At 63.4% G+C, this 15,940-nt stretch carries 12 protein-coding genes; all 12 read left to right on the top strand.

Annotation, left to right across the window (positions count from 1 at the left end; all coding sequences use genetic code 11):
• The 12 genes from murG (at position 1) to NKK47_RS03685 (ending at position 15,851) form a co-directional block, all read left to right on the top strand.
• Positions 1 to 1,125 (top strand): undecaprenyldiphospho-muramoylpentapeptide beta-N-acetylglucosaminyltransferase, encoded by a 1,125-nt coding sequence (murG, locus tag NKK47_RS03630; protein WP_352575090.1) that lies wholly within the window; start codon positions 1 to 3, stop codon positions 1,123 to 1,125.
• The gene (gene murC / locus NKK47_RS03635) at positions 1,122 to 2,528 is read left to right on the top strand and encodes a UDP-N-acetylmuramate--L-alanine ligase (protein WP_352456166.1); all 1,407 of its coding nucleotides are present in this window, start codon (positions 1,122 to 1,124) and stop codon (positions 2,526 to 2,528) included. The genes murG and murC overlap by 4 nt, the downstream gene beginning before the upstream one ends.
• A complete protein-coding gene (gene murB, locus NKK47_RS03640) occupies positions 2,525 to 3,490 on the top strand; it encodes a UDP-N-acetylmuramate dehydrogenase (RefSeq protein ID WP_031211769.1) in 966 nt (321 codons plus the stop codon). The genes murC and murB overlap by 4 nt, the downstream gene beginning before the upstream one ends.
• A gap of 314 nt (positions 3,491 to 3,804) precedes the next feature.
• A complete protein-coding gene (locus NKK47_RS03645; protein WP_352575092.1) occupies positions 3,805 to 4,731 on the top strand; it encodes a D-alanine--D-alanine ligase in 927 nt (308 codons plus the stop codon).
• Positions 4,719 to 5,660 carry a cell division protein FtsQ/DivIB gene (locus NKK47_RS03650; RefSeq protein WP_352456163.1) on the top strand — a complete coding sequence of 314 codons (942 nt, stop codon included), beginning with the start codon at positions 4,719 to 4,721 and terminating at the stop codon, positions 5,658 to 5,660. Before NKK47_RS03645 ends, NKK47_RS03650 begins: the two co-directional genes overlap by 13 nt.
• On the top strand, positions 5,657 to 6,964 hold the full coding sequence (gene ftsA / locus NKK47_RS03655) for a cell division protein FtsA (RefSeq protein WP_352456162.1): 1,308 nt from the start codon (positions 5,657 to 5,659) through the stop codon (positions 6,962 to 6,964). The genes NKK47_RS03650 and ftsA overlap by 4 nt, the downstream gene beginning before the upstream one ends.
• 68 nt (positions 6,965 to 7,032) lie before the next feature.
• Positions 7,033 to 8,703 carry a cell division protein FtsZ gene (ftsZ, locus tag NKK47_RS03660; RefSeq protein WP_352456161.1) on the top strand — a complete coding sequence of 557 codons (1,671 nt, stop codon included), beginning with the start codon at positions 7,033 to 7,035 and terminating at the stop codon, positions 8,701 to 8,703.
• Positions 8,704 to 8,982: 279 nt separating this feature from the next.
• Positions 8,983 to 9,930, top strand: coding sequence for a UDP-3-O-acyl-N-acetylglucosamine deacetylase (lpxC, locus tag NKK47_RS03665; RefSeq protein WP_254818982.1), 948 nt, complete (start codon positions 8,983 to 8,985; stop codon positions 9,928 to 9,930).
• Between the two features lie 204 nt (positions 9,931 to 10,134).
• On the top strand, positions 10,135 to 11,004 hold the full coding sequence (locus tag NKK47_RS03670; protein ID WP_352456160.1) for an outer membrane protein assembly factor BamD: 870 nt from the start codon (positions 10,135 to 10,137) through the stop codon (positions 11,002 to 11,004).
• A 13-nt stretch (positions 11,005 to 11,017) separates the two neighbouring features.
• Positions 11,018 to 12,691, top strand: coding sequence for a DNA repair protein RecN (gene recN, locus NKK47_RS03675; protein ID WP_352456159.1), 1,674 nt, complete (start codon positions 11,018 to 11,020; stop codon positions 12,689 to 12,691).
• 242 nt (positions 12,692 to 12,933) lie between these two features.
• Positions 12,934 to 15,141, top strand: coding sequence for an NAD-dependent DNA ligase LigA (gene ligA, locus NKK47_RS03680; RefSeq protein WP_352575094.1), 2,208 nt, complete (start codon positions 12,934 to 12,936; stop codon positions 15,139 to 15,141).
• Positions 15,141 to 15,851 carry a DUF2461 domain-containing protein gene (locus tag NKK47_RS03685; RefSeq protein WP_352575096.1) on the top strand — a complete coding sequence of 237 codons (711 nt, stop codon included), beginning with the start codon at positions 15,141 to 15,143 and terminating at the stop codon, positions 15,849 to 15,851. Before ligA ends, NKK47_RS03685 begins: the two co-directional genes overlap by 1 nt.
• The last annotated feature ends 89 nt before the right edge of the window (positions 15,852 to 15,940 follow it).

The raw sequence follows: 15,940 nt of genomic DNA on the forward strand, positions 1-15,940 counted from the left end.
ATGGCGAAGGGGGTCATCCTTCTGGCGGCAGGCGGAACCGGCGGACATCTGTTCCCGGCCGAGGCGCTGGCACATGAGCTCAAGACGCGCGGCTGGGCGGTACATCTGGCCACCGACGACCGCGCCGAGCGCTATGCCGGCAGGTTCCCCGGCGACGGCGTCCACGCGATCGCCTCCGCTACCTTCGGGTCGAGAAATCCGCTGACTGTCGCGCGGACCTTCTGGACCCTGTGGCGTGGATTCCGCCAGTCGTCCGCCCTGATCGCCCGGCTGAGGCCGAATGCGGTGGTGGGCTTCGGCGGCTATCCGACGCTGCCGCCGCTGTTCGCGGCGACGCGACGCGGTGCGCCAACGCTGATCCATGAGCAGAACGCGGTAATGGGCCGCGCCAACAAGGCTCTCGCGCCGCGGGTGACGGCGATTGCGGGGGGCTTCCTCAAGGCGTCCGGTCCCTTCTCGGCCAAGATCGTGGAGACGGGCAATCCGGTCCGGCAGGCGGTGCTCGACGTGGCCGGCAGGCCCTATGCCGTGCCCGAGCCCGGCGGGCCGCTGCGGCTGCTCGTCTTCGGCGGCAGCCAGGGCGCGCGCTATTTTTCCGACACTGTGCCTGAGGCGGTGGCGGCGATGCCCAGCGCAATGCGCTCGCGGCTGAGCATCGTGCAGCAGGCGCGCGGCGAGGACGAGGCGCAGGTGAGAGAGCACTACCGCGCTCTCGGCATCGAGGCCGAGGTCGCGTCGTTCTTCTCCGATCTGCCGGCGCGCATGGCCGCCGCGCATCTCGTCATCTCACGCTCGGGCGCGTCGACGGTGCTCGAGCTTTCGGTGATCGGCCGGCCGGCCATCCTCGTGCCTCTTCCGCATGCCCTCGACGACGATCAAGGCCACAATGCACAGATCCTCGTCAACGCGGGGGGCGCGGTGATGCGGCGCCAGCCCGGCCTCGACGCGGCGGCGCTCGCAGGCGAGATCGTGGAGTTGCTGGGCGACGGCGACAGGCTCGCCGCCATGGCCACGGCGGCCCGCTCGGTGCGAAGACCCGACGCGGCGCGGTTGCTCGCCGATCTGACAGAGGCTATTGCGTCCAGGAAATCCGTTTCGGAATTCAGGAAGGAGACGCACGCATGAAGATGCCACAGACGATCGGCCTCGTGCATTTCATCGGCATTGGCGGCATCGGCATGAGCGGCATCGCCGAGGTGCTGCACAATCTCGGCTACAAGGTGCAGGGATCCGATCAGGCCGACAGCGCCAATGTGCAGCGGCTGCGCGACAAGGGCATCGAATGCTTCGTCGGCCATCAGGCCGAAAACCTCGGCGAGGCCGAAGTGGTCGTCGTCTCCACCGCAATCAAGAAATCCAACCCGGAGCTGAAGGCGGCGAGAGAGAAGTTGCTGCCGATCGTGCGGCGCGCCGAAATGCTGGCCGAGCTGATGCGCTTCCGGCAGGCGGTCGCGATCGGCGGCACGCATGGCAAGACGACGACGACTTCGATGGTGGCGACGCTACTCGAAGCCGGCGGGCTCGACCCGACGGTAATCAATGGCGGCATCATCAATGCCTATGGCACCAATGCCCGCATGGGAGACGGCGAATGGATGGTGGTCGAGGCCGACGAGAGCGACGGCACCTTCCTCAAGCTGCCGGCCGAGATTGCAGTCGTCACCAATATCGACCCCGAGCACCTCGACCATTACGGCTCCTTCGACAAAGTGCGCGAAGCGTTTCGTCAGTTCGTCGAGAATGTGCCGTTCTACGGCTTTGGTGTGATGTGCACCGACCACCCCGAGGTGCAGGCGCTGGTCGCCCGCATCGAGGACCGGCGCGTCATCACCTATGGCGAAAATGCGCAGGCCGACGTGCGCTTCACCAATCACCGCATGGACGGCCCGACCTCGGAATTCGACGTGGTGATCCGCGACCGCAAGACGCACGGCCAGATAACGATATCAGGCCTGCGGCTGCCCATGCCCGGGCGCCACAATGTCTCCAACGCGACGGCGGCGATTGCCGTCGCGCATGAGCTCGGCCTTTCGGCTGAGGCAATCAAGAAGGGCCTGTCGTCTTTCGCGGGCGTCAAGCGGCGCTTCACCCATACCGGTTCGTGGAACGGTGTCGATGTGTTCGACGATTACGGTCATCATCCGGTCGAGATCACGGCGGTACTGAAAGCTGCGCGCAGCGCTACCAAGGGTCGCATCATCGCCGTTACACAACCGCATCGCTTCACCCGGCTGCGCGATCTGTTCGACGAGTTTTCCGTCTGCTTCAACGACGCCGATACGGTAATGGTGGCGCCCGTCTATGCGGCCGGCGAGGAACCGATCGACGGCGTCACGTCCGACGCACTGGTGTCGCGCATCCGCTCCGGCGGCCATCGCGACGCACGCTACATCGAAGGTCCGGCGGCGATTGCGCCGATCGTGCGCGAGGTGGCGAAGCCGGGCGATTTCGTCGTCTTCCTCGGCGCCGGCAACATCACCCAATGGGCCTATGCGCTGCCCAAGGAACTCGGCGGGACTATCTCATGATGCGCGGCCAGGCGTTGATCGAGAAGCTTGGCGACCGGCTTGCCGGACTGCGCGGCCGCATCACGCCCAATGCCGAGATGGACAAGATCACCTGGTTTCGAGCCGGCGGGCTCGCGGACGCATTGTTCCAGCCGGCCGACGAGGACGATCTTGCCACGTTCCTGAAGGCGGTGCCGGAGGAAATTCCGCTGACCATCGTCGGCGTCGGCTCGAACCTGCTTGTCCGTGACGGCGGCATTGCGGGCTTTGTCATCCGGCTTTCGGCCAAAGGCTTTGGCGAGACCGAAGTGATCGCGCCGACCACGATCAAGGCGGGCGCCGCGACACCCGACAAGCGCCTTGCGGCCGTTGCCTACGAGGCCGGCATCGGTGGCTTTCATTTCTACCACGGCATTCCCGGCGCCATTGGCGGAGCGCTGAGGATGAACGCCGGCGCCAATGGCGTCGAGACGCGCGAGCGCGTGGTCGAGGTGCGGGCACTCGACCGCAAGGGCAATGTTCATACGCTGAGCAATGCCGATATGGGCTATGCCTATCGCCATTCAGCGGCGCCGTCCGGGCTGATCTTCACGTCGGCGCTGCTCGAAGGCATTCCTGAGGACAAGGCGGCGATCAAGGCCGCGATGGATGCTGTCCAGAACCATCGCGAGACCGTGCAGCCGATCCGCGAAAAGACCGGTGGCTCTACCTTCAAGAATCCTGAGGGCACCTCGGCCTGGAAGGAGATCGACAAGGCCGGCTGCCGCGGCCTGATGGTTGGTGGGGCGCAGATGTCGCCGATGCATTGCAACTTCATGATCAACACCGGAACCGCCACGGGCTACGAGCTTGAATATCTCGGTGAGACGGTGCGTGCGCGCGTGCTCGAAAGATCAGGCATCCGGCTGCAGTGGGAGATCAAGCGCATCGGTAATTTTCGGCCGGGCCATGCCGTCCAGGAATTTCTCGGGCAGTTGCTTTAGGCAAGCTGACCGCCGTTGCCTTTCGGACTCATGAATTCACATTTTGCTGCCGTTTTTGCGGAAAGTGAATCCATCGGAATCGTAAGCACTTGCCAGCGAATCAACTCTCTGATTCTCTGCCCTGAAGCGTTTCCTGATTTGAGTCGTTTCGACGCGTTACTCGCGTTTCCGTCTGGGGGGCAACCTGCCGGGAGACTCGGACTCAATGTTGCGGAAACACGGGAGCGAAGTTGCTCGGGCGCATTTGAGCGCGCGCGATGCTTTTCGGGGCATGCACGATGGTGCAGGCCTGCTGTGAGAGGAAATGACGGGGAATGACAAGCAAGCATGTGGCCGTCCTTCTGGGGGGATTCTCGTCCGAGCGGCCCGTGTCCTTGTCGTCGGGTAAAGCCTGCGCCGATGCGCTCGAGGGAGAGGGCTACCAGGTCACCCGCGTCGACGTCTCGCGCGACATCGGCTCGGTGCTCAGCGCGCTCAAGCCTGACGTCGTCTTCAACGCACTGCACGGCCCCTTCGGCGAGGACGGCACCATCCAGGGCATCCTCGAGTACCTCGCCATTCCGTACACCCATTCCGGCGTGCTTGCCTCGGCGCTCGCGATGAACAAGGAACAGGCCAAGAAGGTCGCCAAAGCGGCCGGCATTCCGGTGGCGGAATCGAAGGTGGCCAATCGCTTCGCCATCCAGAACAAGCACCCGATGAAGCCGCCCTATGTCGTCAAGCCGGTCAACGAAGGGTCGAGCTTCGGTGTCGTCATCGTGCATAAAGGCCAGTCGCATCCGCCGCAGATCATCGGCTCGTCCGAGTGGAGATATGGCGATACGGTGATGGTCGAGCGTTATGTGCACGGGCGGGAATTGACGTGCGCGGTAATGGGCGATGTGGCGCTCGGTGTCTGCGAGATCATCCCGACCGGCCATTCCTTCTACGACTATGATTCAAAATACGTCGCGGGAGGATCAAAACACGAATGCCCGGCAAAACTTTCACCGAATATTTACCAAAAAATACAGACACTGACGCTCAAGGCTCACCAAGCTATCGGCTGTCGGGGCGTTTCCCGGTCGGACTTCCGTTATGACGATCGTCACTCCGAAAACGGCGAAATTGTCTGGCTCGAGGTCAACACCCAGCCGGGCATGACGCCGACGTCTTTGGTGCCGGAAATCGCCGCGCAAGCGGGACACTCGTTCGGCGATTTGTTGAGTTGGATGGTGGAGGACGCTTCGTGTCTGCGTTGAAGTGGGGACAGGGCAAGGGGAAGGGCGCGGCCGGGCCGGCGCTGTTCGGCATGCCGTTGTCATTCGACCATTTCGTGCTGCCGCGCCTGCTCCGCCGGCCGGTGCGCGTGCTGGCGCGCCTCGGCGAAGGCGACTTCGAAGCGCCGCCCTATTGCGCTGCCATGCTGTCGGCGGCACTGCTTGTTTCGAGCAGTGCCTATGGCGCCTATCTCGGCGGATATTCCGACGCCATCGTCCAGAGTGTCACCGCCCGCACCGGCTTTGCCGTCGACCAGGTCAAGGTCGTCGGCAACCGCGAAACGTCCGAGATCGATATTCTCGACAGGCTGGAACTCGACGGCTGGACCTCGCTGATCGGCTTCGATGCCGAAGCCGCGCGCGAACGCATCACCACGCTACCCTGGGTCGAAGCCGCGGCAGTGCGCAAGGTCTACCCGCATACGCTGGAAGTGCGCGTCGAGGAGCGCGAGCCGTTCGCGCTGTGGCAGCAAGGCAGCGCGCTTTCGGTCATCGAGAAATCCGGCACCGTCATTGCGCCGTTCTCCGGCGGCAAGCAGATATTGCTGCCGCTGATCATCGGCACCGGCGCGCCGGCCAAAGCGCCGGATTTCCTGGCCAAGATCAAGAATTATCCGGAGCTCGCCGCGCGGATCAAGGGCTATATCCGCATCGGCGAACGGCGCTGGGATCTCAAGCTTGAAAACGGCATCACGATCAAGCTACCCGAAGACGGTGAGGATCAGGCGATTGCCGACCTGGTCAGGATGGATCACGAGAACGGGCTTTTGACGCGCGACATCGCCGCCGTCGACATGCGCCTTTCCGATCGTCTGGTCGTCCAGTTGACGCCGGAAGCGGCGACACAGCGCCAAGCCGCGCTCGACGAAAAGCCCAAGATGCTGAAGCGCAAGCCGGAGACGAAGATATGAGCTGGCTTGGCGGCAATAGCGATGCCTCGTCGCGCCGGTCCGGCATCCTGACGGTGCTGGATGTCGGCTCCAGCAAGGTCTGCTGCGTGGTGGCCAAACTCAAGCCGCGCGACGATGGCAAGCTGCTGCGCGGACGCTCGCATCGCGTCCAGGTGATCGGCATCGGCCACCAGAAATCGCAAGGCGTGAAATCGGGCGTCGTCATCGATCTCGACCGTGCCGAGCACGCCATCCGTCTTGCCGTCGACGCCGCCGAACGCATGGCGGGACTGACGGTCGATTCGCTGATCGTCAACATGACTGCCGGCCGGCTGAAGAGCGAGGCTTTTTCGGCCACCATCAATCTCGGCGGCCATGAGGCCGACGAGGCCGACGTCAAGCGCGTGCTTGCCGCCGGCGCCAAGCAGGCGTTGCGGGCCGAGCGCGAGGTGATCCATTCGCTTCCCGTAGCCTTTTCGCTGGATGCCGAGCGCGGTGTGCGCGATCCGCGCGGCATGGTTGGCGACCAGCTTGGCGTCGACATGCACGTGCTGACAGGCGACGCAGCGCCCTTGCGCAATCTGGAGCTCTGCATCAACCGCTCGCATCTGTCGGTTGAACGCATGGTGGCGACGCCCTATGCCAGTGGGCTTGCTGCGCTGGTCGACGACGAGCTCGAAATGGGCGCGGCCTGCATCGACATGGGCGGCGGCACGACGACGATCTCGGTGTTTTCGGAAGGCAAGTTCGTCCATGGCGATGCCATCGCGATCGGCGGCAACCACGTCACGCTGGATATGGCCAAGGGCCTGTCGACCTCGCTCGATGCCGCCGAAAGGCTGAAAGTGATGCATGGCTCGGCGCTGCCTGGCAGTGCCGACGACCGCGACCTGGTTTCCATCCATCCGATCGGCGAGGACGGCGAGGTGCCGTTGCAGATCCCGCGCTCGGTGATGACGCGCATCATCCGCGCCCGCATCGACGAGACGCTGGAATTGTTGCGCGACCGGCTGAACAAATCCGGCTACGGCAACGCCGTCGGCAAGCGTGTGGTGCTGACCGGCGGTGCCAGCCAGCTTGCCGGCCTGCCAGAAGCAGCACGCCGCATTCTCGGCCGCAATGTGCGCATCGGACGCCCGCTTGGCGTGGCAGGCTTGCCCGAGGCGGCCAAGGGGCCGGCTTTCTCGACCCCGGTCGGACTTCTGATCTATCCACAGATGGCGAGCTTCGAGAGCCGGCCGGCGAAGGGAATTTCCGGTCTTCGGATGACCGGAACAGGCGGAAAACTGCATCGAATGAGTCAGTGGTTGAGAGACAGTTTTTAATTTTGACGGGGACAGCCCCATAGGCGGCCGCGGCGGCGAAGCGGCGGGAAAGGCAAAGGACGAAGACAATGACCATCAATCTGCAGAAGCCGGACATCACCGAGCTCAAGCCGCGCATCACCGTGTTCGGTGTCGGCGGCGGCGGCGGCAATGCCGTCAACAACATGATCACCGCCGGCTTGCGCGGCGTCGAGTTCGTGGTGGCCAACACCGACGCGCAGGCACTGACGATGTCGAAGGCCGAGCGGCTGATCCAGCTCGGCGCGCATGTCACCGAGGGTCTCGGCGCCGGATCGCAGCCTGAAGTCGGGCGCGCGGCGGCGGAGGAATGCATCGACGAGATCATCGATCATCTCTCCAACACGCATATGTGCTTCGTCACTGCCGGCATGGGCGGCGGCACCGGCACCGGGGCAGCTCCCGTCGTTGCCCGCGCTGCCCGCGAAAAGGGTATCCTCACCGTCGGCGTCGTCACCAAGCCGTTCCACTTCGAAGGCCAGCGCCGCATGAAGACGGCCGACATGGGTATCGAGGAACTGCAGAAATGCGTCGATACCCTGATCGTTATTCCCAACCAGAACCTGTTCCGGCTGGCCAATGACAAGACCACCTTCGCCGATGCCTTCGCCATGGCCGACCAGGTGCTCTATTCGGGCGTTGCCTGCATTACCGACCTGATGGTCAAGGAAGGCCTGATCAATCTCGACTTCGCCGACGTCCGCTCGGTCATGCGCGAAATGGGCAAGGCGATGATGGGAACCGGCGAGGCTTCGGGCGAGGGCCGCGCAATGGCCGCGGCTGAAGCCGCCATCGCCAACCCGCTGCTCGACGAGACCTCGATGAAGGGCGCCAAGGGCCTGCTGATCTCGATCACCGGCGGCCGCGACCTGACCCTGTTCGAAGTCGATGAGGCCGCAACCCGCATTCGCGAAGAGGTCGACCAGGATGCCAACATCATTCTAGGCGCCACTTTCGACGAGGAACTCGAAGGCGTTATCCGCGTGTCGGTGGTCGCCACCGGCATCGACAAATCGGCGGCCGAAATCGCTGCCGCGCCGATCGCCATCCGCACGGCTCCGCCGAAGCCGGTCAGCCGCCCGGCGCCCCAGGTCACGGAAATGCGCCCGGCGCCTGTCCAGCAACCGATCTATGAACCACGTGCTGCCGACCCGGTCGCCGAGGCCATTCAGCTCGCCGAGGCGAATGCGGCAGCGATGGCGCAGGCCCGCCCGGCACCGGTCGCCCATGCGGAAGACTTCCGTCCGCAGAGCAAGATTTTCCAGGCGCCTCCCGCTCAGCCGCAGCCAATGATGCAGCCAGCGGTTCAGCAAGCGATGCAGCCCGCTCCGCATCGTGAAATGCCGCAGCCGGTTGCCGCGGCACCCCAGCGCATGCCGCGGGTCGAGGATTTCCCGCCGCAGGTGAAGGCCGAAGTGGAAGCCAAGGCCCGCCCCGCCGACCAAGAGAACAGCGGCCCGATGGGCTTGCTCAAGCGCCTGACCAACGGCTTGACCCGCCGCGAAGAGGAGCCTGCAAGACTGCAGCCGGCGCAGCCTCGCGAACCGAAACTGCGCCAGGCGCCGGCGGAAGTGCGCCGCCTAGCCAGCCAGGATCCGCAGCTTTACGCACCGCGCCGCGGCCAGCTGGACGAGCAGGGCCGCCTGACGCCGCAGAGCCGGGCTGTCCAGGAAGACGATCAGTTGGAGATTCCCGCCTTCCTGCGCCGACAGGCCAATTGATCTGTTAACGGTTCGTAACAGTTGTTAACAGGCGAGCAGGAAACTGTTCGCCTGTTAATATTAAAAGCAATTTTAAAACAAGGACTTATGGGGCAATCCCGCGCTGGAGCGCGGTTACAACGAGTAAGAAACCGTGATTTGGAGTCTCCCTGCGGGACCATTATCTTCGCCACCGACCAAAGTCGGTTTGCTGGGAGTCTCGGGGAAGTGGCCCTGCCTGCCGATCAATCAAGAGCCGCGCCCTCAGGGCAGATGAAGCGGACCTAGGCAGCATGGGCTATGGGGATTGTTTTGCACGACTATCAGACGACACTTAAATCGCGTGCGACGCTGACCGGCATCGGCGTTCACAGTGGCAATCCGGTCACCGTCCATTTCCTGCCGGCGGACGCCGATACGGGTGTCGTCTTCCAGCTTTCGAATGCAAGCGGAAGCCACGAATTTCGCGCGCTCGTCTCCGAGGTCGGCGCCACCGATCTCTGCACCATGCTTGGCGATCCGCAAGGCGAGCACATTGCCACGGTCGAGCATCTGATGGCGACGCTTTTCGGGCTTGGAATCGACAATCTCGTCATCGAAATCGACGGCCATGAGGTGCCTATCCTCGACGGCAGCGCAGTGATGTTCGTCGAGGCCATTGACCAGGCAGGCATCGAAACGCTGCCGGTCAAGCGTCGCTACATCAGGGTGGTCAAGCCGGTTCGCATCGAGAACGGCGCCTGCTGGGCGGAGTTCAGGCCCTATGACGGCACGCGCTTCGAGATCGAGATCGATTTCGAAAGCCCGGCGATCGGGCGCCAGCTTTTTGCATCCGACATGAACGCCGACATTTTCCGCCGCGACGTCGCGCGGGCCCGCACTTTCGGTTTCATGAAGGACGTCGAGCGGCTGTGGGCGGCCGGCTATGCGCTCGGCTCGTCTTTGGAAAACTCCCTGGTGATCGGCGACGACAACCGCGTGATCAACATGGGAGGCCTGCGCTATCCCAACGAGTTCGCGCGCCACAAGACGATGGATGCGATGGGCGACCTGGCGCTCGCCGGTGCCCGGTTCATCGGCTGCTTCCGCTCCTATCGTGGCGGCCACAGGCTGAACGCAGCTGCGCTGCGCCGTCTCTTGTCCGACCGTTCGGCTTTCGAGATCGTTGAGACGACGCGCCGCGAGCGCGGGCGTACCGCCGAGATGAGCGCCGTCAACGCACCCCTCTATGCGCCCTGGATGATCTGATTCTTAACGTTTTTGCGGCTCTTATCGCGATCAGCGGTGTTGCATGGATGCATCACTGGCCGGCCAAATCGCACAGCTTTCCAGGTGGCGCCAAACCGCCACAAAAATGTGCGATTGGCCGGGGATAGCGTTGCCGGGCAAGGCGGTTATGGTTTATGGCTGCTGCCGTCGACTGAAATGACGCCGAAAGGGCGGAATCCAATCATGTTTTTCAAGCGAGTTGGTCAATCGAAGGCGCCGCGGCGGGCTGTTTTCCTGGCGCTTTCGGTGGTCGTTCCATCGCTGTTTCTGTCGGCCTGCATGTCGTCCGAGAAGGACGTCGATCTATCGACCTATGTCGATCAGACCGAGCCGGCCGACGTGCTCTATAATCAGGGTCTCGCCAATCTGAATGCCGGGCGCCTGCAGGAAGCAAGCCGCAAATTCGATGCGGTCGACCGCCAGCATCCGTATTCGGAATTCGCCCGCAAATCGATGGTGATGGGCGCCTTTGCCGACTACCGTCAAGGCAATTACGACGAGGCGATCGGTTCGGCCAAGCGCTACCTGACCCTTTATCCGTCGACCGACGATGCAGCCTATGCCCAGTACATTATCGGGCTGAGCTACTACCGTCAGATCAAGGACGTCACCCAGGACCAGAAGGAAGCGCGTCTTACCGTGCAGACGATGCAGGACCTCGTGACGCGCTGGCCCACGTCCGAATATGCCGACGACGCCAAGGAGAAGATCCGCTTCGCCAACGATCAGCTCGCCGGCAAAGAGATGCAGATCGGCCGCTATTATCTCGAGCGCCGCGAATACATCGCGGCCGTCAAACGGTTCCGCAACGTGGTGGAGAACTATTCCAACACACGCCATGTCGAAGAGGCGCTGGCGCGTCTTACCGAGAGCTACTATGCGATGGGGTTGACGTCGGAAGCGCAGACCGCTGCGGCCGTGCTCGGCACCAACTATCCCGACAGCCAGTGGTACAAGGACTCCTACAAGCTCCTGCAGAGTGGTGGGCTCGAGCCGCGCGAGAATGCCGGATCGTGGATCTCCAAGGCCGGGAAGCTGATCACCGGCGCCTGAGCGGCGCGTCACCATGCTCTCCAGACTGTCGATCCGCGATATCGTTCTGATCGAGAAGCTGGACATCGACTTCTCGTCCGGCCTTTCGGTCCTTACCGGCGAAACCGGCGCCGGAAAATCTATCCTGCTCGACGCTTTGTCACTGGCGCTTGGCGCCCGCGGCGACGCTTCGCTGGTGCGGCATGGCGCGGCACAAGGCCAGATCATCGCCGTGTTCGACGTGCCGCGCAACCACGCGGCTCGCATGCTGCTTGCCGAGAATGCCATCGAGGACGACGGCGACATCATCCTGCGCCGCGTCCAGACGGCTGACGGCCGCACGCGCGTTTTCGTCAACGACCAGCCGTCCAGCGTGACGCTGATGCGCGACATCGGCCGTGCGCTGGTCGAGATCCACGGCCAGCATGACGAGCGCGCTTTGGTCGATCCCGGCGCCCATCGCGAGTTGCTCGACAGTTTCGGTGGCCATCTCGGCGCTGCTCGGGCAACCGGCGAGGCGTGGCGGCATTGGCGTACCTGCGAGCAGGAATTTTCACGGCACCGGGCCAAAGTCGAGGCAGCTTCCCGTGAGGCCGATTATCTGCGTGCAGCGGTCGCCGAATTGACCAGGCTCGATCCGCAACCTGGCGAAGAGACGGAGCTGGCCGAACTGCGCGCCGCGATGATGCGAGCGGAAAAGATCGCCTCGGAAATCCACGATGCTCAGGATGTGCTCTCGGGTCCGTCCTCGCCCTTGCCGCAACTGGCCAGCCTGCTCAGGCGGCTGCAGCGCAAGGTCACCGAAGCGCCCGGGCTGCTCGAGGATGTCGTCAAGTCGCTCGACGAGGCGATGCTGTCGCTCGACGCGGCGCAGTCGGGCGTCGAAGCAGCACTTCGCGCCACCGAATATGATCCGCAGCGGCTGGAGAAAGCCGAGGAGCGGCTGTTTTCGCTGCGTGCCGCCTCGCGCAAGCACAGCGTCGCCGTCGACGACCTGGCACAATTGCGTGACACCATGGCTGCCGACCTTGCCGATCTCGACGCCGGCGAAGAGCGCTTGCATGCGCTGGAGAAACAGGCTGCGGCGGCGCGCCAGGCCTATGACATTACGGCGGCCCAGCTGTCGTCGCTTCGCCATGCGGCGGCCGTCGGGCTGACCAAGGCGGTGATGACCGAACTGCCGGCGCTGAAGCTCGAACGGGCCGAGTTCATCGTCGAGATCGCAAGCGATGCCGAGAGCCGCATGGAAGAAGGCATCGACCAGGTCGAGTTCTGGGTGCGCACCAACCCCGGCACCAGGCCCGGCCCGATGATGAAAGTCGCTTCCGGCGGCGAGCTTTCGCGCTTCCTGCTGGCGTTGAAGGTAGCACTCGCTGACCGGGGCTCGGCGCCGACCTTGGTCTTTGATGAAATCGACACCGGCGTCGGCGGCGCGGTTGCCGACGCCATCGGCCAGCGGCTGGCGCGGCTGGCAAAACGCGTGCAGGTGCTGTCGGTCACGCATGCACCGCAAGTGGCGGCGCGCGCGGCGACGCATTTCCTGATCTCCAAATCGGGCGGCGCCGACCGGGTCTCGACCGGCATCGCCGAGATGGACCGGGCGGCGCGGCAGGAAGAGATCGCACGCATGCTCGCCGGCGCCACCATCACCGACGAGGCGCGCGCGGCGGCCGAGCGGCTGCTACGGGAGAACACCGCGGCAGCGTAGAGCGGTTCATCGTTTCACGGAAACGCCGAACTGCTCTACTTCTTTGTTTTGCGCGATTCCGGACGGAAAACCGTTTCACACTTTTTCCTGGAATTGCTCTAGACGAGTTCGTTTCCGGCGCTCGCGACCTGAGTCAGGGTCTGGCGCCATCCTGCTGTTCAGGAATGATTTTCCGTGCCTGGTCTCTCCCTCGTGAGAGAATCCTGTTCTATTGTGTCGCGCCACCGTGGAGGGAGCAGTGCATGGACGAAAAACCAGTCGATTCGCTCAGCGAAAGCGAGGCGGCAAGCGAGTTGAAGCGGTTGGCGCAGGAGATCGCCGAGCACGACCGGCGCTACCATGGCGAGGACGCGCCGATAATCACGGATGCGGAATATGACGCGCTGACGCGGCGCAACCTCGCCATCGAGCAGCGGTTCCCGCATCTTGTGCGCGAGGATTCGCCCTCACGCAGGGTCGGCGCGCCGCCGGCGGAAGGTTTTGCCAAGGTGCGCCACGCGGTGCCGATGCTCAGCCTTGCCAAGGCCTATACCGACCAGGACGTCGCGGACTTCATAGAACGGGGCCGGCGATTCTTTGACCGCGACAAGGATCTGAACATCGCCTTCACGGCGGAGCCGAAGATCGACGGGCTATCGGCTTCCCTGCGGTACGAAGGCGGTGTGTTCGTGCAGGGAGCAACGCGCGGCGACGGCGTCGTCGGCGAGGACATCACCGCCAATCTCAAGACCATCGCCGATATTCCCAAGACCTTGAAGGGATCGGACTGGCCCGAGGTCATCGAAATACGCGGTGAGGTCTATATGACCTACGCGGAATTCGAGGCGCTGAAGCAACGTTCGGCGGCGATAGGCGGCCAGGATTACGTCAATCCGCGTAACACGGCGGCCGGATCGCTCCGCCAAAAGGACCCGTTAGTTACCGCCAGCCGCAATCTTAAATTCTTTGCTTACGCTTGGGGCTATACTTCAAAGGATCCAGCTCCGACCCAATACGATTCCGTGCAAAAATTCGCGGAGTGGGGATTCAAGGTCAGCCCGCTGATGGTCCGGGCAAGATCGGTCGAGGAACTCGTCGCGCACTATCACCTAATCGAGACCCAGCGCTCATCGCTGGGCTACGACATCGACGGCGTCGTCTACAAGGTCGACCAATTGGAGTTGCAGCGCAGATGGGGCTTTGTCACCGGCGAACCACGCTGGGCGATCGCTCACAAATTTCCGGCCGAACAGGCGATGACGACCGTGCTCAGGATCGACATTCAGGTCGGCCGTACCGGTACGCTGGCGCCCGTTGCCCGGCTTGCGCCCGTCACGGTCGGCGGCGTCGTGGTCGAAAATGTCACGCTTCACAACGAAGACTACATCAAGGGCCTGGACAGCAACGGCCAGCCGATCCGCGACGGCTATGATGTGCGTATCGGCGACACGGTGGTCATCCAGCGGGCAGGGGACGTCATTCCGCAGATCGTCAGCGTCGTAGCCGACAAGCGTCCGCCAGATGCGGTGCCCTACGAATTCCCGCACAAATGTCCGATCTGCGGCTCGCCGGCAACGCGCGAGATCAACGAGAAGACCGGCAAGGAAGATTCCCGCCGACGGTGCACCGGCGAGCTGATCTGCCCCGCGCAGGCCGTGGAAGGATTACGCCACTTTGTGTCGCGCGGCGCCATGGATATCGAAGGCCTGGGCGCCGAAAACATAGACCTGTTCTTCAATGCCGGGTTGGTCAAGACAGCCGCCGATATCTTCACCCTCCGGGACCGCCGTCCCGCCGTCACCAAGGCGCTGGCGGAGCGACGGGAGGAGCAGGCCAGGCAGCGCGAGGCCGCATCGGGCAAAACGCGCAAGAATGTACGCAGCGTCGAGGAACGCAACTATGACGGCCTCGACAAGCTCTTCGCTGCCATCGACGCTCGCCGCGAACCGGAACTTGATCGCTTCATCTTTGCCCTGGGCATCCGCCATATCGGCGAAACGACGGCCGCTGTGCTCGCCCGAACCTTCTCGACGATCGAGGAGTTGATCCGCATTGGCAAGGAGACAGCAGCGGCAGCCGATCCACACACCGTTTTTCCTTCGATCAACGGCATTGGCGATACGGTGATAGGCGCCCTTCGCGATTTCTTCGGCAATGAACGCAACGACGCCGTGCTTGAAGCACTGCTCACACAGATCCATCCGAAGCCGTACATTGTGAACGTCTCAGCCGATAGTGCGGTCGCCGGCAAGACAATTGTGTTTACAGGCACGCTGGAAAAGATGACGCGCCCGGAGGCCAAGGCGATGGCCGAACGTCTCGGCGCGAAGGTCGCCGGCTCGGTTTCTGCGAAGACCGATCTCCTGGTGGCAGGGCCAGGCGCCGGTTCCAAGCTGAAGGACGCGACCAAATTCGGCATCGAGGTGATCGACGAGGACACCTGGTTGCAGCGGATCGGCAAGGGCGGGTGATGGCGGCTGCGTTCAACGGTTTTGGGCAAAAGGCCATTCCCTTCCTCAAGGCGCTGGATTTTCATCAGAGCCGGGAGTGGTTTTTGGAAAACCGCGACCTTTTCGAACGCGACCTGCGCGATCCCTTCGGCGATCTGGTCGAGACGCTCTCCGAGCGCTTCATGGCATTGGGGCTCGGCCTGCGCGGCGACCGCAAGAAGTCGCTGTTCCGGATCAATCGCGATGTGCGTTTCGCCAAGGACAAACGGCCTTATAACCGGCATTTGTCGGCGATCCTTTCGCCCGACGGCACCAAGATGGAACAGGGCGTGTTTTACGTCCATATCGGGCTCGGGCGCTGCTTTGCCGCCATTGCCTGGTGGCAGCCCGGACCGGAGCTATTGCTGGCGCTGCGCAACGCAATCGCGAAGCGGCCCGCTGAATTCCGCAGCCTCGTCGCGGCGCTGAAGAAGAACGGCCTCGAGCTCGACCCGGACGGCTGCATGAAGCGCACGCCGCGCGGCTTCGAGCATATCGCCGAGCCCGATCTCGCTACCGCGATCCGCAACCGGCATTTTGCCGTCCGGCACGCAATCGAGCCGGCGGATATCTACGGAGCTGGATTGGTCGACGAGCTTGTCGACTTCGCCATGCGGGCAAAACCGCTGCTCGACTGGGGCAGGACGATCGAAGGCAAGGTTGCGGAAACGTGGTTCCCTCAGGGCAACTGATCTACTTGCAGCGTCCGCGTCTGCCTTGACAGCCAGGTGCTACTCTGCTCTCTTCTCTTATAAGAGAGAATGTGTCTTATGAGGTGAAG

The organism is Mesorhizobium sp. M0019 (genome assembly GCF_040323975.1).
Taxonomy (GTDB): domain Bacteria; phylum Pseudomonadota; class Alphaproteobacteria; order Rhizobiales; family Rhizobiaceae; genus Mesorhizobium.

Bases quoted from the DNA above. Each gene is read 5' to 3' on its own strand.
- murG (WP_352575090.1), top strand. From the start codon at position 1: ATGGCGAAGGGGGTCATCCTTCTGGCGGCAGGCGGAACCGGCGGACAT.
- murC (WP_352456166.1), top strand. From the start codon at position 1,122: ATGAAGATGCCACAGACGATCGGCCTCGTGCATTTCATCGGCATTGGC.
- murB (WP_031211769.1), top strand. From the start codon at position 2,525: ATGATGCGCGGCCAGGCGTTGATCGAGAAGCTTGGCGACCGGCTTGCC.
- NKK47_RS03645 (WP_352575092.1), top strand. From the start codon at position 3,805: ATGACAAGCAAGCATGTGGCCGTCCTTCTGGGGGGATTCTCGTCCGAG.
- ftsA (WP_352456162.1), top strand. From the start codon at position 5,657: ATGAGCTGGCTTGGCGGCAATAGCGATGCCTCGTCGCGCCGGTCCGGC.
- ftsZ (WP_352456161.1), top strand. From the start codon at position 7,033: ATGACCATCAATCTGCAGAAGCCGGACATCACCGAGCTCAAGCCGCGC.
- lpxC (WP_254818982.1), top strand. From the start codon at position 8,983: ATGGGGATTGTTTTGCACGACTATCAGACGACACTTAAATCGCGTGCG.
- NKK47_RS03670 (WP_352456160.1), top strand. From the start codon at position 10,135: ATGTTTTTCAAGCGAGTTGGTCAATCGAAGGCGCCGCGGCGGGCTGTT.
- recN (WP_352456159.1), top strand. From the start codon at position 11,018: ATGCTCTCCAGACTGTCGATCCGCGATATCGTTCTGATCGAGAAGCTG.
- ligA (WP_352575094.1), top strand. From the start codon at position 12,934: ATGGACGAAAAACCAGTCGATTCGCTCAGCGAAAGCGAGGCGGCAAGC.
- NKK47_RS03685 (WP_352575096.1), top strand. From the start codon at position 15,141: ATGGCGGCTGCGTTCAACGGTTTTGGGCAAAAGGCCATTCCCTTCCTC.